This window comes from Agarivorans sp. 1_MG-2023, from assembly GCF_030548385.1.
GTDB lineage: Bacteria > Pseudomonadota > Gammaproteobacteria > Enterobacterales > Celerinatantimonadaceae > Agarivorans.
Genome location: NZ_JAUOSJ010000016.1, coordinates 67,361 through 85,101 on the forward strand (window position 1 = coordinate 67,361; position 17,741 = coordinate 85,101).

A 17,741-nucleotide genomic window follows, 5' to 3' on the forward strand; every position below is an offset into this window, starting at 1 on the left:
GATATGCAGCCAGTATAGCGCTTTAACTAAGTCGCTAAACAACAATTTGTTGGATTAAAAAAGGAGCCTTAGGCTCCTTTCACTAACAACGCTAAACACCGCTTTAATCTTCTTTTAAGGCCATCACCTTAAAGTAACGTACGTCTAAGTCTTTCGCTAAAGACATCGTGCTCTCTACCGTTCGCGACTCGCCTTCTTTTAGCTGTAACTCGCCAAAATCGATGGTTTGCTGATGCACTTGCTGGCCTGTTTGATCAACCAATACAATCGCTAATGACTGCTCAATAGGCCCTTCGGCCAACAATTGGTAACTAACTTCCATATGCTTACCAATATGGTCAGATGCTTCAAAAAAAGCTGAGCGAATTTGAGCTTGGTCGGTAGCAATCAAGGTATCAAAAGCAAACACGCGTAACTCGGGGTGATTTTCTTTATTTAAGTCAAAGTTGTTTCTGCGCTCAATCAGCAGTGCATCTTTTAGCTGACGATTTTGATCCTGAGTAATTTGCGCATCGGTGTGCATGTCTGCGTAATCATCTTTTAGCTGATTATACGAAGGTAATAAGGCGATAAGAAAAAACACTGCGCTAAAGGCTACTATGGCTAAGCCGACACTTATCCAGCGGTATTTACGCACATGTTTATAGGCTTTTTTATAATACTGATGGCGTGCTTTATGGTGCTCGTAGCGCGCCTGCAAGCTCACGCCTGAGTGACCCATTCGCTGATTGGAAGCATTGGCTTCAGTGATTTTAGGCGGCTCTGCCACTATATTGCTCTCGATATCATGAGCAGACATCATCTCTTCCCTAAGATTGTCTAAGTATTGATTTAGTGATTAAGTCATCACTAAATATTTTTGTAACCCTATCAACATAGCAGCTAGATGCAAACTCTACCGTAAGAATCATCTATATGCTTAATAAATGTACTGTAATTGGTAGTGTAAATCGTTTGTTCACACTACAAAGCACTACACTTTACCCGTGTGGTGAGTACAATGAGCGCCAAATTGCACAATAAGTGGGGATGAAATGGCCATTCAATGGTATCCAGGGCATATGCACAAAGCCCAAAAGCAGATTAAAGAAGTGATGCCAAAAATCGATTTAATTATCGAAGTATTGGATGCGCGGATCCCCTACAGTAGCGAAAACCCTTTAGTAGCCACTTTACGTGGTGATAAACCCTGCATTAAGGTACTCAATAAAAGCGACTTAGCCGATCCTAAAGTAACCGCTTTGTGGCAAGAATATTTTGAACAAGAGCAAGGAGTTAAGGCGATTCCTTTGTGTACAATTCAAGGTAATCAAACTCAAGATTTGTTAGCGCTTTGCCGCAGTATGCTGCCTAACAAGGGCGGTGTAGATAAACCTATTCATACCATGATCTGTGGTATTCCAAATGTAGGTAAGTCCACCTTAATTAACGCCTTGGCCGGCCGACAAATTGCTAAAACCGGTAACGAACCCGCAGTGACAAAAGCTCAACAGCGGATCCGCTTAGAAGGCAATATTATCTTATCCGATACTCCTGGAATTTTGTGGCCAAAGTTTGATAATGTCGCCAGCGGCTACCGCTTAGCCACTACCGGCGCAGTTAAAGATACGGCTATGGATTACGATGACGTAGCAGCCTTTGCCTGTGAGTATTTGCTACAAGCTTACCCAGAAGAACTAAAATCCCGTTACAAGCTTGAAGAATTGCCTGATTCAGAAGTGGTTTTGATGGAAGAAATAGGCCGTCGTCGCGGCTGTTTAGTACGTGGTGGACACGTTGATTATGTAAAAGTGGCCACTATTATTCTCAACGAATTACGCGATGCAACGATTGGGAAAATAAGCTTAGAAACGCCCGCGATGGTTGCGATTGAGAAAGTAGAAACCGCTAAGGTTGTAGCTGAGAAAGAAGAGCGTAAAAAAATGGTGGAAGAGTTACAGAAAACTAAAAAGCGCCAGCGCCGTCGTAAAAACAGTTAAGCCTTGAGTAAGTATTGAGTGAACGAGTTTTGCTAGCCCGCAACTAAAAACACCACGCAAAGGCGTGGTGTTTTTCTATAAAGCCAAATACTTACTTAATCATGTAAGCAATAACTTCTTTAATTTCGTCTTCGCTACAATCGCCACAAGTCCCTTTTGCTGGCATAGCGTTAAAGCCTTTCCAGGCGTGGTCAAACAAGGTTTGTTCACCTTGAGCAATACGCGGAGCCCAAGCTGCGCTGTCACCTTTCTTAGGTGCACCTGCCGCCCCAGTACTATGACAAGCAGTACAGAATGTATTGTAAACCGTTTCGCCATCACGTGGGCCACTTGAAGCTGCTGGCGCTTTGGCGACCTCTAATTCACCATCTAGGTAAACTTCACCCACTGGCTTAATACGCTCAGCAATAGCTTCGTCAGACATGTCTGCCGCAAACGCGTTAGGCACAATTGTTAAGCAAATAGATAGTACCAGTGTTTTCCAGTTCAAAAGCTTCACCCTTATCTCTCCTCGTCGTGCCTACTGACCGCAGTATTAGGCATCCTTGTCATTATTGGCAAAATTATACCCGCTATTACCTTGAGGTTAAACCATTGTAAAAACGAATATTAGATTGATGTATCCGAGTTGTTAGTTAGCTAGGATTTTTTAGAATATCGCGCCACGGTAATTGCGGATCGCCCAATGAGATAAAATTGGGGTTTTCTAAAGACTCTCGCTGGTTATAGCTTAATTCACGCAGATGTAAATCGAGCAAAGTACCGCCGGCTTCTTGTAAAATAATCTGTGGAGCACCCGTATCCCATTCCCCTGTTGGTCCAACCCTAATGTAACAATCGGCTGCACCTTCGGCCACCATGCAGCTTTTTAAGCTAGCACTCCCCAATGGGTAAAGTTTGTAATGGTAATTACAGTTTAATATGGCTTGCAGTAAAGCAGGGCGTTGTACTCGGCTAGTCGCCACTCGAATATGTTCTGGCTTCTCAGGATAGTGACGGCTCTGAATAGCACTGCGTACACCATTCTGTTCTTTAAATGCGCCATGCCCTTTAACCGCTGCGTAAAGAATTTGTACGATAGGCCCATAAACTACCCCAAGTACTGGTTGATTATTGTCAACCAACGCAATTTCAGTAGCGAAATCACCGCTACCAGAGACAAACTCTTGGGTGCCATCCAAAGGGTCGACCAGCCAGTAAGTTGTCCAACCTTCGCGCTCAGCCAAGCTTATATCGGCTTGTTCTTCAGATAAAATGGGAATGTCAGGCGTGAGCGCAGTTAAGGCATCCATAATAAAATGGTGGGCTGCGTAATCTGCCGACGTTACTGGTGTAGCGTCGTCTTTAGTCTCACTAACAAAATCGCCTTTTTCGTAAATATTACGAATAATCTCGCCAGCACCGCGGGCTATTTCAATTACCTCAGGTAACACACTAGCAGGGTCAAACATCCTATTACTTTCTCACTTTGTTCTGCGTTAACCATTTCTCTAATAGCAACAATGACGCAACACTGCGGGCTTCAGAAAACTCTTTGCGGGCATATAAACTGTCTATTTGGTTTAAGGGAACCTTAATCACCTCAAGCGGTTCAGGCTCATCGCCTTCTAGTACGCTTGGTTCTAGGCCTTGGGCAACAAACACCGACATATGGCTAGAAAAGTAACCGGGTGCTACCGACAACTCGGTAAGCAACTGCAAGCTATTGGCCTTAAATCCAATTTCTTCTTGCAGCTCGCGGTTAGCTGCTTCAAGGGCTGTTTCGCCACGATCTACCAAGCCTTTAGCAAAGCCTAGTTCATAACGTTCTGTTCCGGCGGCATATTCACTAATAAGCAGCAGTTCATTTTGCTCAGTGATCGGCAAAATCATTACCGCGCCTTGGCCTGATCCAACTAAACGTTCATAAATTCTTTTTTCGCCATTACTGAACTCCAGATGTAACTCTTCAATTTTGAAGAAGCGACTTTCGGCAGCTATGGCGCTGTCTAATAATCGAGGCGGATGATGTTTGCTCATCTATCTTCCTGCTATCATTAAGTTATTGTCATTGTTACATTGCTGTTAGAAGCACTCAAGGACTAGAGACCAAGAATGTTTGACTGGACTAAAATAGACACCGTTTTATTGGATATGGATGGCACGCTGCTAGATTTGCATTACGATAATTACTTCTGGATGCATTATCTTCCCATCTCTTTTGCTCATCAAAATGGCTTAAGTTTAGATGAAGCGCGCGAGCGTTTATTTGCAGATTATGAAACCGTATCGGGCACCTTAGATTGGTACTGTTTTGACTATTGGAGCAACAAAACCAATATCGATATTCGACATCTAAAAACCGAGGTAGAACATAAAATTCAATGGCGAGACGACGTTAAACCCTTTCTTGAAGCGCTCGCCGTTGCGGGTAAAAACCGGGTACTGCTCACCAATTGCCATCCCGATGGTTTGGCAACAAAGATAAAAGTAACTGGGCTAAACCAATATTTAGATACCTTATTTAGTACTCATCAGTTTGGTTTCCCCAAAGAAGACCCAAAGTTATGGCAGGCCTTAATTGAGCATCATCCTTTTGACCCCGAGCGCACCTTGTTTATTGACGACAATGAACATGTACTAGAGCAAGCACATCTATTTGGCATTAAGTATTTGTTGGGTATTCGTAACCCCGATTCAAAACAAGCCAGCAAAGAGTTTACTCATTACCCTTCCATTGATGATTACCATCACTTCACTAAAGAGCTGTTGGGATAAATAAAAAAGCTAGCGGAGTCGCTAGCTTTGGTCGGTTTATCGCGGCAAGCGGCCTTGCTGTTTAAAGCGATAGAAGCCTTGCGGATCAGGTCGGCCAATATATTTAAGGTTGTTACTTATGCTACTTGGCATGTCTGCCCCAGCTTTTATCTTACCTTCGGCAAGCCAATTAGGTTGACCAACTGAAGCCAGTAACTCTAACTCCAATTGTTTATCACTGTGTTTTAGCGCTATGCTTGGTTGGCCTTCATTACAGCTTAAGTCTGCCTTGGCATTATCTAAATCCAGTTCGCCCAGTGGTGTTCCCACTAGCGGGCCTAACCATATTAACTGCCCTTGTAGCTGTTCACACCAGGGGCTGCCTTGGCTAGCATCGGTCAATGCGAGTTGAATATCGCCTTCAACCGAAATAGGTAAAGGCATAGGTACTTGCTCAACAACCCAGCTAGCCGGCGCTTCAAGCTGCCAATCTTTCAAAAACCAACCCGAAAAATTCAAACCTGCCTGGCCTTGGCCCTGCAATTGTTGTCCTTTTCCTAGCTTAATATCTACCGCCAGTCGGCCTAACAATAAAGAGGCTGGTTTAAAGCTCCAACTCACGTCATGTAAGGTAAGGTTAGGCGTGTCTACACTCAATAACTCACCTTGCCAAACTGAACCACTTGGATGATTTAACTTTAGCTGCTTTGGTATAGGTAAATAATTAAGTGCAACACTTAGTGGCGTTGTAGCCACCAAACTCACAAGGTAAACGGCAACTAATAACAGTGCTACACCAATGTACTTCTTCATTCTGCTTTACCTAAACGTAACCTACGCACACCTACAATGCCTGGCTCTTTGCCTTCATCTAAATCTACGTTTTCAACCACTATGCCATAGCGCTGACTCAGCATTTTTAGCCAAGTCATTAATTGGTTAAACGGCACGTTTTCAATCCATACTTCCACTTCATCGCCTTTAGGCTGAATTCGGCTAATGGTAATACGTTGTTGGCGTGCGCTACTGCTTACTGACTGGCTAACATTCACCTTACCAGCATTTTTTTGCGATGGGCCACTAGCAATAATTAACTCACCCTGCTGCTGCGCCCATATCAAGGTTTGCTGCTGATTAAGCAATCGCTGCTTGGCGGTTTCATTCGCATTAGCAATCGGCGACCAAATGCCCCAATACAGTATCGCTAGGGCCACCACCGCTGCGGCAGCCATTACTAGGTTTTGCTCTCGCTTATTTAAGCTTTGCCACCACTGCTTCATGACGCTTTCCTTATTACCACGGTGCCAACTACCGCACCCGCTTTATTGCTTAGCGTGCCTTGCTCGGTTTCAAAGGGCTGAACAGCTTGTCTAAATTGTTCAAAACTCTGGAAGTTTTTGGCTTCTGCTTGCAAACGAATTTCGCCTTTTTTCTGATCGAAGCGCAGGCTAACCGGTTGGAATCCAGTATTTTTATCCATGGCTGACGCAAGGTGTACCATCATCATCAAGAAATCTTGTTCTGGCGCTTGGCCAATTCCTGCTAAAGCTTTACGAAAATCACTACGAATTCGACTATCGCGAATCCGCGATACTTCAGGAAATACTTTTTTATACACCGTGCGAATATTGCTATCTACCTCGGCAATTTGCTGCTCTGTTTTATAGGTATCAACTACCTGATAAGTGAGCGCTAATGCAAAGCACACCCCAGCAGCAATGGCGACTTTGCGCCACTGTAGCCAAATTTTAGTCAGTGGGTTAGCACTAGCATATTGGCCTTGTAACAAATTAAGCTTGGCTTTTTTAGCGCCGTCAGCCAGCAATTTCATGGCTAACTCTGGCGCACGAGCTTGCCACTCAATGCCTTCAACATCTATCTTCGGTGATGGGCTGTAATGCTGAACCACTAATTCTGGATATTGTTTGGCTAACAAAGGAAGTGCAACACTTAACCACGCTTGGTCAATGCTCATGGCTCGACCATCGCTAAAACGAAACAACCATTGTTGGTTTATTTGCAGCGCTGACGCTTGGCCTTCTTCAGGCTTGGGTAAACAGTATCCCTCTACACACCAGGTTTGGCTGTAAATTCCCGCGGTTTCTAACATATCCTGCCAGCTGTCCATCTGCTGATGGCTCACGCAAGCCACATCAATAGTCTCTTTGCCTTTATCTAATAAGCAAATATGTAAACTATCTGGGTCTTGGGCGAGTTGCTCTTCTAGCATAAAAGGAGCGACTTGCTGCCATGAACGCTGCGCAGTTTTTGGTAACTCTAACTGATGGTGGCTTACATCACTGGTGGGTACCAATACAATCACTCGGCGATGTTCGGCTTTGTCTTGCAATACTTCCAGTTCAGCACTGCCCGTTAACTCACCAGCGGCAATAACCTCTTGCTCGTTGTCAGACCATACCATCCAATTAATGACTTCTTTGCCAGTGCTGGGTAGGCGAATAATGAGTTGTTCGTTCACAGTTCGTCTCCAAAACTTCTGCGGATCATTTTAAGATCAGAAGTACCACTGCGCTGAATAACGCTAGTCATTTGTGCTTGTCCTTGTTCATTTTCTACTAACAGCTGCGCTTTAAAATAGTTAGAGCGCAACGCAAGCGTTTGTTGTAAACCCGCTTGAGTTAAAGGAATACCGGCTAACGCTGGGTGAGTCATCATCTCATCCAACAAACGATACCCTTCATCGGGACGGTCATTCAAGACCTGCTGTGCACCAGTGTTATCCAGATCAGGATAAAACAGTGCTTCTAATAACTGGGGCTGGTCAACCGCAATGGTATTCACGTTAACCGCCAAACTGGTTTCGGGTAATGCGCAGATAAACGGCTTTGCTTTGCGGTAGATGCTAGCAGTAACCCCATAAACCGCTCTAAACTCACTGCGATCTGCCATTGGCATGTTCGCCGGCAGATAGCCAGGATTTAAGCCTTCGTACACCCCATCTTCTGCACCTTGTGGCAGAGGAATAGTATCGGCATCAATCCAATCTCGAGTCGCGTCAGTAATTTGCTCTGCGGTATAGGCATCAACCCCTAAGGCCACTAACAAACCGGTAAATTGATCGGCAACTTTAGGCGGCTGACCATCACGCTTATTTGGTTGGCCTAAGGCATTCAAGTTAAAGCAGGCCTGCATATCTAGAATACGGCCTTTGATAATAGAATCTTCTAGTGGAAAAACCATGCCCTCGGTTGCCCAGTATTGACCAAGGTGCACACGATCATCATCTTCCAAATCTTGTTTGATTACTTTAATCGCAAAGGCCTCAGCCCCCGATAATAACCAATTGGCGCGTAACGAATGCTGCAAGTTATTGGCACGGGCTAAATCGAGTTGTAAACGCTGACTAAACTGCGCGGCTACTACCACCATAACAGCCAAAATAAGCATCACAGTAAGCAGGGCTACGCCGCGTTGACGCTGAAGAGAGCGAGGCAAGTTAACCATTATGAAGCATCCGGATCAGGCTGGCTGCCAGAGTTGTTACCGCCACTATTACCGCTATTGCTACTATCACCTTGGTTGGTATTATTGTTTGCATCTTCTTGCGCTTGGCTAGCCACGGGCGCTCGGCTGCCTTCAGGGCTTAAAAACACTCGGCGCAATTCGCCAAAATCTTTGTGAGTGAGTTTTACTTCAATGGCGCGTGGTAATTGATTACTGTCTGAGACTTGGTCGCTCCATCCACTAGAGCCATGAAAACGAAAACTCAGCTCTTCAACGTCATTCAAAATCACCATTTCACGTGGTTCGTAACCTACCACCGCATCAGGATGAGCATAAAAACGCTTAATTAATTTCTCGTCTTTCACGAGGTAAGCAACCCGCTGCAGCTGTGAACGGCGAATCACTGATTGCGGATTACGCCAGCCTAGCACCATCATTTCAATGCCCATATCATCGCTTTCCAGCAAGTACTTTTCAGACATGATTAAAGGGCGCTGTTCTTCAGTTTCGTCACGCGCAGAGCGTGGAGCGAGTTGGGTAAAATCACGTTGCATTAAAAACATAGCGCGTTGCACTTCGCGTAAACGTTCTCCGTGTTTTTGGGAGATTTCATCACTACGCATAACACCTTGCAGTACCTGATACGCAGCCATCGTAAGCAAAGCAAAAATAACAATCGCTACCAGCATTTCTAATAAGGTAAAACCGCGTTGCTTCATTAGCGGCTCACATAACTGGTGATTTCGGCCAAGGCGGCTTTTTCTTCGGCATTGCGATAGACCGAAATGGTGACCGCCACAAAATTAGGATCACTCGTTGCAACGCCTTGCGAGCGCCACTGCCATTCGGTGTCGGCAAATGTGGTAGTGCCTTTGCGGCTAGAGGTACCAGGCCATGTATTGCTGAGTTTAAGCTCAGCCATTTGGTTGTCGGCTATCCACAGGGCAAAGGTTTTTTCTTGAATATAACTGAGGCTGCGTAAATTCTCTGAAGCACTTTTCATAACAGCGGTGCCCGCAATGGCTAACACCGCCAGCGCCACCATTACTTCAAGCAGCGTCATACCGCGCTGCTTATTCATCTTCATCGTCCCTTTCAATGGTAAGCTGACCAAGATCATCACTGCTTACTTGCCAGCGGTTTTGGCTGTCTTCGTAAGCAAATATCAACTTAAAGGGAGTGACTTCGCCACTGCTTAACAGCAACACTTGTGGAACAATGCTTTGTTTAACTTCTTCGGTGATAAAGTCTTTTTCAAACAAATCACCTTCTTCAAAGCCTAAACTACCACTGCCATAGCCTTGCTCTTCTAGCTCGGCATCTTCAAGGCTTAGCTCGAGAAAGTAAGGTTGTTCAAATACTTTCTCTTTAAAAATTCTGTCGTCGAGTTTTATCCAACGTTGTTTCTCCATACGCACAAATTGGTAACGCTCAGCATCGCTATAAATGCCGTAATCATAACCGGTGAGCAAGGCTTGCTCTTGCGCGTATTGCACCAAGGCAGCTAAACGCTTGGCTTGTTGCTCTACAATTTTTTGCTCACTTGAACCTGACACTGACATGACGACCGAGTAAATCCCTATCGACATTAACAGCAATACTAAAATCACTTCCAGCAAGGTAAAACCTTGCTGGCGTGAGCGTAGACTTAAGTGAGACTTGAGCAATTTACTGGTCTAAATTCCAGTTGCCAATATCATCGGCAGTGCCTTCTTCACCATCAAAACCCGCACTAAAGATGTCGATGCGGCCTTTTTCACCCGGGCTGATAAGAATGTAGTCGTTACCCCATGGGTCTTTTTGCAAACGACGTAAGTATCCATCTTCAGGGTAGTTACGTGGCTCTGGGCTTGAGCTTGGTTTACTAACCAAAGCATCTAGGCCTTGATCGGTCGTTGGGTAACGCGAATTATCTAAACGATACATGTCGAGGGCGTTTTCCAAGGCGATGATATCGGTTTTGGCTTTTTGAATATCAGCTTTTTCTTTATTACCCAGTAGGTTTGGTACCACCAAACCCGCTAAAATACCCAAAATAACAATCACCACCATCACTTCCAGCAAGGTGAAACCTTTGCTAGTTGCTTGTGTGTGCATCGATTTTTGCATTGTTCTTACTCCGAAATACCAGTTAAGCCTATAGCCCAACCATGTTATTGAGTTCCAAAATTGGCAATAAAATTGCCATTACGATAAATAGCACGATACCTGCCATGGTAACAATCAAGGCAGGCTCGAATATCCCTAATGCTATGTTTACTTGCATTTCAAACTGACGGTCTTGGTTGTCGGCAGCCCGCTCCAACATACCCTCTAACTCGCCAGAACGCTCACCACTGGCGATCATATGTAACATCATCGGTGGAAACAATTTGGTGGCTTCTAAGGATGAGTGCAAGCTGCTGCCCTCTCGAACTTTAGAAGCTGCGTCTAATACTTGAGCACGCGCATGATCGTTAGTCAGTACTTCGCCCGCAATGCCCATACCTTCTAACAACGGTACTGCACTGGCATTTAGAATACTTAAAGTACGAGCAAAACGCGCGGTGTTTAAACCTTTACTAACTTTACCCACAACAGGCATGCCTAAAATACGCTGATGCCATTTCATGCGTACTTTGTCTTTTTGCAGCATTCGCTGCCACACAACCATGGCAAACATGCTGCCCAAAACAAACACCAAACCGTAGTCACTCACCAATTCACTAACGTAAATGAGGAACTTAGTAGCATTGGGTAACTCTTGCCCCATGTGTTCAAACTGAGCCACCACCTTTGGTACAACTGACACGAGTAAGATGGCGATGACGGCTAAACATACAAAGGTGAGTACCGCAGGGTAAATGAGCGCTTGCATGGTTTTCATGCGCATGGCTTGGCGTTGCTCGGTATAGTCGGCTAAACGATCAAGTACCTTGTCTAAGTGGCCCGACTTTTCGCCCGCGGCCACCATGGCACAATAGAGTTTTTCAAAGACATCGGGAAACTCAGCCATACTGTCGGCCAAGCTGTAACCTTCCACAACTTTAGAGCGAACCCCTAAGATAATGCTTTTAAGTTTGGGCTTTTCACATTGCTGCCCTACCGCTTTCAGCGATTCTTCAATAGGCATTGCTGCGGCAACAAGGGTGGCGAGTTGGCGAGTAAGCAGCGCCAAATCTGAGGTGCTAACTTTGCTCTTAAAACGAAATCCACTACTCTCTTTTTTGGCTTTTTCTGCCACGGGCTCAATTTTAAGAGGAGTGAGCCCCTGTTCACGTAAGTAAGACCGCACTTGACGCGCGGTGTCGGCCTCATGAACGCCAGTAGACTTTTTGCCTTTTGGGTTAAAGGCTTGATACTCAAATGCTGGCATTACTTTAACTATCCTTCGCGGGTAACACGCAATACTTCTTCAAGACTAGTAATGCCCTTCAATACCTTGTTTACCCCATCTTGGCGGATACTAGGACAAGATGAGCGCACTGCATTTTCAATTTCTTGTTCACTACTGCCCGAGTGAATCATGTCACGAACATCGTCAGTGACGGGCAATAGCTCATGGATACCAGTTCGACCTCGATAGCCGGTATTGTTACAACTTTCGCAACCCACTGGACGATATACAGTGGCATCTTTAGCAATGCCTAACAGCTGATGCTCATGCTCGCTCACTACATGAGCTTCACAGCAATCACGGCATAAGGTTCGCACTAAGCGCTGGGCTAATACTGCTAATAAGCTAGAAGATAACAAGAAAGGTTCTACACCCATATCGCGTAAGCGGGTCACCGAGCCAATCGCGGTATTGGTGTGAAGTGTCGATAATACCAAGTGACCGGTTAAACTGGCTTGTACAGCAATTTGCGCGGTTTCTAAATCGCGAATTTCACCAATCATTACCACATCGGGATCTTGACGCAAGATAGCACGTAAGCCACGCGCAAAGGTCATATCAACTTTAGTATTTACCTGAGTTTGACCAATACCCTCAATGTTAAATTCAACCGGATCTTCTACGGTAAGAATATTGCGGTCTTTGGTATTAATATCGTTTAGGCCAGCGTACAAAGTGGTACTTTTACCGGAACCGGTAGGCCCAGTAACCAAAATAATGCCGTGCGGTTTTTTCAATAAATCGCTAATAATATCGCGGTAGTTCTCGGCTAAACCTAAGCTTTCCAATTTCAGTCGCGAGTTATTCTTGTCTAATAAACGCAGAACTACGCGCTCGCCATGGCTCGATGGCATGGTAGATACACGTACATCAACAGCGCGACCAGCAATACGCAAAGAAATACGGCCATCTTGCGGCACCCGTTTTTCAGCAATGTCTAAACGCGCCATTACTTTGATACGAGAAACCAACAAAGCGGCTAGTTTACGATGAGGGCGCAAAATTTCTCGTAATACACCATCGATACGGAATCGAATCACTAAAGCAGCTTCAAAGGTTTCAATGTGAATATCACTGGCCCCTTCTTTAATCGCTTCGGCTAACATCGCGTTAATCAATTTAATGATTGGCGCGTCGTCTTCAGTTTCTAGCAAGTCTTCGTTTTCTGGTAGCTCTTCCGCCAAGGTATAAAAGTCCATATCGTTGCCGATATCTTCCATTAACTGACGTGCTTGCGAAGAGTCTCGTTGATAACCTTCTGTAAGGCGCTGTTCAAAATCATCATCAGACAAGGCTTCACAGGCAAACTCTTGCTTTAATACTCGGCGGATCTCCAGCAAAGCTTCAAGCTCAACCTTAGAATTATGATAAACCCGCCAAGCATCTTGTTGTTTCTCAAGCATTACACCGTAAGACTTAGCAAATACATAAGGCAGCTGCCAGCCTTCAACACCCTCCATATGCGGGGTGTCTGACACTAACGCTTTCTCATCTTCTAATACATTTAGCTCAGCATCTAAGTCCATTACTCGGCACTCACTTGCTCTTTGTTTGCTTCAGCCTCTTTAGCGGCTTTATCGGCTTCTTCTTTCTTTAAGCGCTCATTCTTTTCTTTCAAAAAGTCGATGTATTCTTGTACTTCAGGAGATACATCATCAACCGAGTTAAACTCTGGTAATACCGGTACTTTGGTTTCTGGCATTAACGCTACACCTAGCTCTTCACGCAACAACTGCTGAGCGCGAATTTGACTGTACTTGCGCGAGCTAATATTTTGCATCGTCACTGAGTCACGAATGATAGTTGGGCGAATGAAAATCATTAAGTTACGTTTAACTTTCTTTGAGTTAGTTGAACGGAACAAGTGCCCCAATACTGGAATATCACCCAGTAGTGGTACCTTTGATTCACTCTCTTCAATTTGGTCGTCTAACAATCCACCTAAAACAATCGTATCGCCGCTGTCTACTAACACTGTGGTTTGTAATTGGCGTTTAGCAAATACAACGTCTACTGAAGTTTGCCCCTGTACCTTTGAGACTTCCTGCTCAATGGTAAGTTGAACCGCATTACCTTCGTTAATTTGTGGGGTTACTTTTAGTTTGATACCCACTTCTTTACGGTCAACCGTAGTGAAAGGATTATCGTTACTGCTGCTTGACGCTGAGCCGGTTAGTACTGGTACCTCTTCACCTACAGTAAAGAAGGCTTCTTTGTTATCCAAGGTGGTAATAGACGGCGTTGCTAGTAAGTTAGAACGCGAGTCGTTAGCCGCTGCTTGAACTAATACCCCCCAATCGGCGCCATAAAAACCAAAGGCTGCGCCAGAGATTTTAGCCAATGCGCTGGCTAAACCAGAGATATCACCAGGAGTTTCTGGGTTTACGGTACACGTTTCACCAGTACATACTGTGCTGCCGTCTGTAGGCTGGGCATCGTAGATACCGGCACCAATTTCACTGATTGATACACCAGCGTCGTTAAATTGAGTACCACCGGCTTGGGTAGCCCACTGTACACCGAGGCTAACACCGTCACCTTCGGCCACTTCAACAATAATCGCTTCCACATTGACTTGGGCACGGCGAATATCAAGCTGATTAATAACCCCTTCCAAAGTACGCATGTTGTCAGGTTGAGCGGTAATCACCAAGGTATTGGTGTCTTCATGCGCTTCAATAGAGAAATTGCCGCGCGAGCTACTACTGTTGGCTTTCTTACCACCACCAGCAGCTTCAGCAGCCACAGTTTCACTCACACCTTTTAGTACGTCCACAAGGTCGGCGGCTTTGGCATATTTCAAATAAAACACCCGTGTATTGCCGTAGGTTTCTAACTCGCTATCTAACTTAGCGACTAAACGGACGATACGGGCACGGGCACTTGGCTCACCTGAAACAACAATACTGTTTGTACGCTCATCGGCGACAACTTTAGGAATCAGCAAACTTGCTGCTGCGCCTTTGCCGCCAGTACTCGCGGTTAATGATTCAATAATTCGCACAAGCTCACCGGCTGAGGCGAATTTAAGGCGAATAATATCAACTTCTTGGTCACCAGCTTTATCCACGCGACGAATAATTTCCACCAAGCGATTCACTACTGCAGCACGACCGGTAAGCATAATGACGTTGGAAGGGTCGTAATGCACCACGTTACCACCACCCGCGTTATCGTTTAGCTGACGTAATAACGGAGCGAGTTCTCGTACCGACACATTTTTAACCGCAACAACACGCGTCACCATTTCATCGCCAATCGCTTGATCGTCTCGATCAACAACCGGAATCGCACCAGCTTTAGCGTCTTTAGCACGAACGACTTTGGTGACACCATTAGGCATGTCAATCACCGCGAAGCCGTAAACATCTAAAACACTTAAGAAAAATTGGTAGTACTGCTCTTCGGTAAGTAAGTCGTAACTGCGAACGTTAACCTTACCGCGCACCGCCGGGTCGACAATAATGGTTTTATTGAGATTACGCCCAACCGTGGTGATGAACTCACTAATATCTGCGCCTTTAAAATTTGCCGAATACTCGGTGGCACTCACCATTCCGCAAAGACCTAATCCAATTAGGCCAACAAGGCTGCGGCGAACAAAGCGTAATGCTTGCAACTTCATGTTAAATAAATCTCCGGTACTATTCATCTGGCAGGCTGAACAACACATCCTGCAACTGGCCGTTACGTTCTACGGTTACCGTAATATCCGTTAACTCGGCCATTTCTTGCATCACTTGCATTGCTTGCGCGTTATCACGCAGGTCATATCCATTAAGGGCAACCGCTAAATCATTAGCTTTTAAACCCACTTGTTTAAATAAGGCAGCATTTTTACCAGGATTAACCCGGTAACCGCTTAAGGCACCATCTTTACGAACCGGCGAAATACGAATGTAATCGGTTAATTTAGAAGGGTCTTTTAATACTTCTTTCACATCAACCTTGGCTGTCTCATCGCTAGGTTTACGGGTGTTGCGCTTGGCATTATTTGCATTTGCACGGGCTTGCGAGCGTTTGATTTCAGGATCAAGTAACAAACTCTCATAGACACCACGGTGCAACAATATAATACGGTCGGTTTGGATCTCTTTTATGACAGCCTGAGTCCCTTTTATCGACTCTTCGATGCCGTAGGTTTGCTGCTTGCCTTTGTGCTCTACAATCGCTAAGGCTTTTGATTGGTCGCTACTCGCCACCAATCCAGAAAGGGTAAGTTTTAATGAGGTTTTAGGTGCATCAGTCGAAGACGGCGTAACCACCTTTTTAACCGTTTTCTTTGCTTGGTATTCACCAAACAAATGCTGTTTAGTTAAGCTGTCCAGATCAACTTTAGACTGAGTGCTAACCGTATCAACTGGCTGCGGAACCCAGCGAAAGGATTGCGATTTAGTTGGCACTAATAACCACGTAATTGAAGCCAACTGATAAGCGGCTAAACACATCAATAATAATGTGATAAACACGCTGCTCTTTTGAGAAGGAACGTATCGAGCAAACTGAGCTGAAAAAGAGTTAATATCCATTTATTCGTTATAATACATCTGTCATCGTTAACCGATTCTCGATCATCCTTATGAAAAAACTATGGCAAACCGCCTCATTTAGAGGGTTCTTCATTCTAAAGGGAGTTATGCGTAGAACAAGTGCTGCAAGTGTAAATTTTGCATTTAATTGCACTTTTATCAGTTTTCTGCTGGATAACGCACTAATCCAAGACATAGCTAGCCCGCATAAAACTGATATAATTTAATAGATAATATATAAGCCAGCTAAGACTTAGCATGAATTCACAAAACTCTAACAAGCAACAACCGCGCATTGACAAGTGGTTATGGGCGGCTCGATTTTACAAAACCCGAGGGCTTGCACGCGACATGGTGATGGGTGGCAAAGTGCACTATAACCAGCAACGTTGTAAACCCAGCCGCAGCGTCGAAGTTGGCGCAACCATAACTTTATGGCAAGGCCAGCAACAAATAGAAGTGCTAGTACAGCAACTCAGTGACAAACGAGGCCCCGCGCCACAAGCACAATTGCTTTACCTAGAAACCGAAGACAGCGTTAAAAAACGCGAACAATTTGCAATGCAACGAAAACTCATGGCGCAGAATACTAGCCCAGAACGTCGACCTGATAAAAAACAGCGTCGGAAGATCATTCAGTTTAAACAACAATAGTCAGGCCTAAACATGAAGCAAGACATACTCAATCGTTACTTATTCGAAGATTACAATCTACGTGGCGAACTCGTGCAGTTGCAGCAAAGCTACCAAGAAATCGTCGAACAACAAAACTACCCAGCGCCAATCCAAAACCTATTAGGTGAATTACTCGCGGCAACTTGCTTACTGACCGCCACACTTAAGTTTGAAGGCGACATTACCGTGCAACTGCAAGGCGATGGTCCGCTAAGTGTGCTTGCAGTCAGCGGCACCGACCAACAAGAGATGCGTGGCGTAGCGCGTTACAGCGATAACATCGACCCACAAATCAGCTTTATCGACTTAGTGGGCAATGGCCATATTGTCATTACGATTACCCCAGCGAAGGGCGAACGTTACCAAGGCATTGTAGAAATTGACCCACAAGGTGTTGCGGCCAGTATCGAAAGTTACTTTCAGCAATCAGAGCAGTTAAACACCCGCATTTGGTTATTCACCGGCATGTTTGATGGCCGCCCACATGCCAGTGGCTTATTCCTGCAAGCGCTGCCAGCCAGCAAAGATGAAGACGCAGAACACTTTGAGTTAATTAAAACCCTCAGTGAAACCACCACCGCCCAAGAAAGTTTTGAATTAGACGCCGAGCAATTGCTGTATCGCCTCTACCACGAACATCAGGTACGTGTGTATGAACCACAAGATGTGATATTTAAATGCAGCTGCTCAAAAGAGCGCTGTGAAACAGCATTAAGTAACATCGACCACAAAGAATTACTCGAAATTTGCCATGAACGCGGCCATATTTCGATGCATTGTGACTACTGTGGACATGACTATAAATTTAACGAAGCCGACGTTGAAAACATTTTCACGCGCAATATATCGACAAACCCTGCCAAAATTCATTAAACTGACCTCAGGAAATGCGGTGTCAATCGCATTTCCTAGATACAACTCTAATAACCATAAGAAAAGTGCTGGTAATTTGACGACCCTCTCTTTTTGGTACCACTAAAG

General features: G+C 45.0%; 20 protein-coding genes. 4 read left to right on the forward strand and 16 right to left on the reverse strand.

The window, feature by feature from the left end; all coding sequences use genetic code 11:
- Positions 1-103: 103 nt before the first annotated feature.
- Positions 104-802 carry a hypothetical protein gene (locus Q4592_RS19375; protein WP_303516285.1) on the reverse strand — a complete coding sequence of 233 codons (699 nt, stop codon included), beginning with the start codon at positions 800-802 and terminating at the stop codon, positions 104-106.
- Positions 803-1,034: 232 nt separating this feature from the next.
- Between Q4592_RS19375 and ylqF the strand changes: the two genes are divergently transcribed.
- Complete coding sequence (gene ylqF / locus Q4592_RS19380) at positions 1,035-1,979, forward strand: ribosome biogenesis GTPase YlqF (protein ID WP_303516286.1); 945 nt, start codon at positions 1,035-1,037, stop codon at positions 1,977-1,979.
- A gap of 91 nt (positions 1,980-2,070) precedes the next feature.
- Here ylqF and Q4592_RS19385 read toward each other — a convergent pair whose 3' ends face one another.
- From Q4592_RS19385 to nudE, 3 genes are all read right to left on the reverse strand, one after another.
- Positions 2,071-2,478 (reverse strand): cytochrome c5 family protein, encoded by a 408-nt coding sequence (locus tag Q4592_RS19385; protein ID WP_303516287.1) that lies wholly within the window; start codon positions 2,476-2,478, stop codon positions 2,071-2,073.
- A 136-nt stretch (positions 2,479-2,614) separates the two neighbouring features.
- A complete protein-coding gene (cysQ, locus tag Q4592_RS19390) occupies positions 2,615-3,430 on the reverse strand; it encodes a 3'(2'),5'-bisphosphate nucleotidase CysQ (RefSeq protein ID WP_303516289.1) in 816 nt (271 codons plus the stop codon).
- A 4-nt stretch (positions 3,431-3,434) separates the two neighbouring features.
- On the reverse strand, positions 3,435-3,998 hold the full coding sequence (gene nudE / locus Q4592_RS19395; RefSeq protein ID WP_137674832.1) for an ADP compounds hydrolase NudE: 564 nt from the start codon (positions 3,996-3,998) through the stop codon (positions 3,435-3,437).
- 75 nt (positions 3,999-4,073) lie between these two features.
- Between nudE and yrfG the strand changes: the two genes are divergently transcribed.
- Positions 4,074-4,736 carry a GMP/IMP nucleotidase gene (gene yrfG, locus Q4592_RS19400; RefSeq protein WP_137674833.1) on the forward strand — a complete coding sequence of 221 codons (663 nt, stop codon included), beginning with the start codon at positions 4,074-4,076 and terminating at the stop codon, positions 4,734-4,736.
- A 36-nt stretch (positions 4,737-4,772) separates the two neighbouring features.
- On the opposite strand, the gene Q4592_RS19405 is transcribed toward yrfG, so the two are convergent.
- The 12 genes from Q4592_RS19405 to gspC all read right to left on the reverse strand — a co-directional run bounded on the left by Q4592_RS19405 (position 4,773) and on the right by gspC (position 16,025).
- The gene (locus tag Q4592_RS19405; protein WP_303516294.1) at positions 4,773-5,528 is read right to left on the reverse strand and encodes a type II secretion system protein N; all 756 of its coding nucleotides are present in this window, start codon (positions 5,526-5,528) and stop codon (positions 4,773-4,775) included.
- Positions 5,525-5,995: a type II secretion system protein GspM gene (gene gspM, locus Q4592_RS19410; RefSeq protein ID WP_137674835.1), complete on the reverse strand. Its 471-nt coding sequence runs from the start codon at positions 5,993-5,995 to the stop codon at positions 5,525-5,527. Before gspM ends, Q4592_RS19405 begins: the two co-directional genes overlap by 4 nt.
- A complete protein-coding gene (gene gspL / locus Q4592_RS19415; RefSeq protein WP_303516296.1) occupies positions 5,992-7,194 on the reverse strand; it encodes a type II secretion system protein GspL in 1,203 nt (400 codons plus the stop codon). The genes gspM and gspL overlap by 4 nt, the downstream gene beginning before the upstream one ends.
- Positions 7,191-8,180: a type II secretion system minor pseudopilin GspK gene (gene gspK / locus Q4592_RS19420; protein ID WP_303516298.1), complete on the reverse strand. Its 990-nt coding sequence runs from the start codon at positions 8,178-8,180 to the stop codon at positions 7,191-7,193. Before gspK ends, gspL begins: the two co-directional genes overlap by 4 nt.
- Complete coding sequence (gene gspJ, locus Q4592_RS19425; RefSeq protein ID WP_303516299.1) at positions 8,180-8,899, reverse strand: type II secretion system minor pseudopilin GspJ; 720 nt, start codon at positions 8,897-8,899, stop codon at positions 8,180-8,182. The genes gspK and gspJ overlap by 1 nt, the downstream gene beginning before the upstream one ends.
- Positions 8,899-9,261, reverse strand: coding sequence for a type II secretion system minor pseudopilin GspI (gene gspI, locus Q4592_RS19430; protein WP_137674839.1), 363 nt, complete (start codon positions 9,259-9,261; stop codon positions 8,899-8,901). Before gspI ends, gspJ begins: the two co-directional genes overlap by 1 nt.
- Positions 9,254-9,847, reverse strand: a complete 594-nt coding sequence (gspH, locus tag Q4592_RS19435; RefSeq protein ID WP_303516302.1) for a type II secretion system minor pseudopilin GspH — start codon at positions 9,845-9,847, stop codon at positions 9,254-9,256. The genes gspI and gspH overlap by 8 nt, the downstream gene beginning before the upstream one ends.
- Before the next feature lies 1 nt (position 9,848).
- On the reverse strand, positions 9,849-10,277 hold the full coding sequence (gspG, locus tag Q4592_RS19440) for a type II secretion system major pseudopilin GspG (RefSeq protein ID WP_303516304.1): 429 nt from the start codon (positions 10,275-10,277) through the stop codon (positions 9,849-9,851).
- A gap of 40 nt (positions 10,278-10,317) precedes the next feature.
- Positions 10,318-11,535 carry a type II secretion system inner membrane protein GspF gene (gene gspF / locus Q4592_RS19445; protein ID WP_137674842.1) on the reverse strand — a complete coding sequence of 406 codons (1,218 nt, stop codon included), beginning with the start codon at positions 11,533-11,535 and terminating at the stop codon, positions 10,318-10,320.
- 8 nt (positions 11,536-11,543) lie between these two features.
- On the reverse strand, positions 11,544-13,016 hold the full coding sequence (gene gspE / locus Q4592_RS19450; protein WP_161985205.1) for a type II secretion system ATPase GspE: 1,473 nt from the start codon (positions 13,014-13,016) through the stop codon (positions 11,544-11,546).
- A gap of 65 nt (positions 13,017-13,081) precedes the next feature.
- Complete coding sequence (gspD, locus tag Q4592_RS19455; RefSeq protein ID WP_303516305.1) at positions 13,082-15,181, reverse strand: type II secretion system secretin GspD; 2,100 nt, start codon at positions 15,179-15,181, stop codon at positions 13,082-13,084.
- Positions 15,182-15,200: 19 nt separating this feature from the next.
- Positions 15,201-16,025 carry a type II secretion system protein GspC gene (gene gspC, locus Q4592_RS19460; RefSeq protein WP_303516306.1) on the reverse strand — a complete coding sequence of 275 codons (825 nt, stop codon included), beginning with the start codon at positions 16,023-16,025 and terminating at the stop codon, positions 15,201-15,203.
- A 318-nt stretch (positions 16,026-16,343) separates the two neighbouring features.
- Between gspC and hslR the strand changes: the two genes are divergently transcribed.
- Positions 16,344-16,739 carry a ribosome-associated heat shock protein Hsp15 gene (gene hslR / locus Q4592_RS19465; RefSeq protein ID WP_137674846.1) on the forward strand — a complete coding sequence of 132 codons (396 nt, stop codon included), beginning with the start codon at positions 16,344-16,346 and terminating at the stop codon, positions 16,737-16,739.
- 12 nt (positions 16,740-16,751) lie between these two features.
- Positions 16,752-17,633, forward strand: a complete 882-nt coding sequence (hslO, locus tag Q4592_RS19470) for an Hsp33 family molecular chaperone HslO (protein ID WP_303516308.1) — start codon at positions 16,752-16,754, stop codon at positions 17,631-17,633.
- The last annotated feature ends 108 nt before the right edge of the window (positions 17,634-17,741 follow it).

What these genes read in the sequence shown, in the direction of transcription:
- Q4592_RS19375 (WP_303516285.1), bottom strand. Translation starts at nt 802, where the DNA reads ATGATGTCTGCTCATGATATCGAGAGCAATATAGTGGCAGAGCCGCCT.
- ylqF (WP_303516286.1), top strand. Translation starts at nt 1,035, where the DNA reads ATGGCCATTCAATGGTATCCAGGGCATATGCACAAAGCCCAAAAGCAG.
- cysQ (WP_303516289.1), bottom strand. Translation starts at nt 3,430, where the DNA reads ATGTTTGACCCTGCTAGTGTGTTACCTGAGGTAATTGAAATAGCCCGC.
- nudE (WP_137674832.1), bottom strand. Translation starts at nt 3,998, where the DNA reads ATGAGCAAACATCATCCGCCTCGATTATTAGACAGCGCCATAGCTGCC.
- yrfG (WP_137674833.1), top strand. Translation starts at nt 4,074, where the DNA reads ATGTTTGACTGGACTAAAATAGACACCGTTTTATTGGATATGGATGGC.
- Q4592_RS19405 (WP_303516294.1), bottom strand. Translation starts at nt 5,528, where the DNA reads ATGAAGAAGTACATTGGTGTAGCACTGTTATTAGTTGCCGTTTACCTT.
- gspM (WP_137674835.1), bottom strand. Translation starts at nt 5,995, where the DNA reads ATGAAGCAGTGGTGGCAAAGCTTAAATAAGCGAGAGCAAAACCTAGTA.
- gspK (WP_303516298.1), bottom strand. Translation starts at nt 8,180, where the DNA reads ATGGTTAACTTGCCTCGCTCTCTTCAGCGTCAACGCGGCGTAGCCCTG.
- gspJ (WP_303516299.1), bottom strand. Translation starts at nt 8,899, where the DNA reads ATGAAGCAACGCGGTTTTACCTTATTAGAAATGCTGGTAGCGATTGTT.
- gspI (WP_137674839.1), bottom strand. Translation starts at nt 9,261, where the DNA reads ATGAATAAGCAGCGCGGTATGACGCTGCTTGAAGTAATGGTGGCGCTG.
- gspG (WP_303516304.1), bottom strand. Translation starts at nt 10,277, where the DNA reads ATGCACACACAAGCAACTAGCAAAGGTTTCACCTTGCTGGAAGTGATG.
- gspF (WP_137674842.1), bottom strand. Translation starts at nt 11,535, where the DNA reads ATGCCAGCATTTGAGTATCAAGCCTTTAACCCAAAAGGCAAAAAGTCT.
- gspE (WP_161985205.1), bottom strand. Translation starts at nt 13,016, where the DNA reads ATGGAGGGTGTTGAAGGCTGGCAGCTGCCTTATGTATTTGCTAAGTCT.
- gspD (WP_303516305.1), bottom strand. Translation starts at nt 15,181, where the DNA reads ATGAAGTTGCAAGCATTACGCTTTGTTCGCCGCAGCCTTGTTGGCCTA.
- hslR (WP_137674846.1), top strand. Translation starts at nt 16,344, where the DNA reads ATGAATTCACAAAACTCTAACAAGCAACAACCGCGCATTGACAAGTGG.
- hslO (WP_303516308.1), top strand. Translation starts at nt 16,752, where the DNA reads ATGAAGCAAGACATACTCAATCGTTACTTATTCGAAGATTACAATCTA.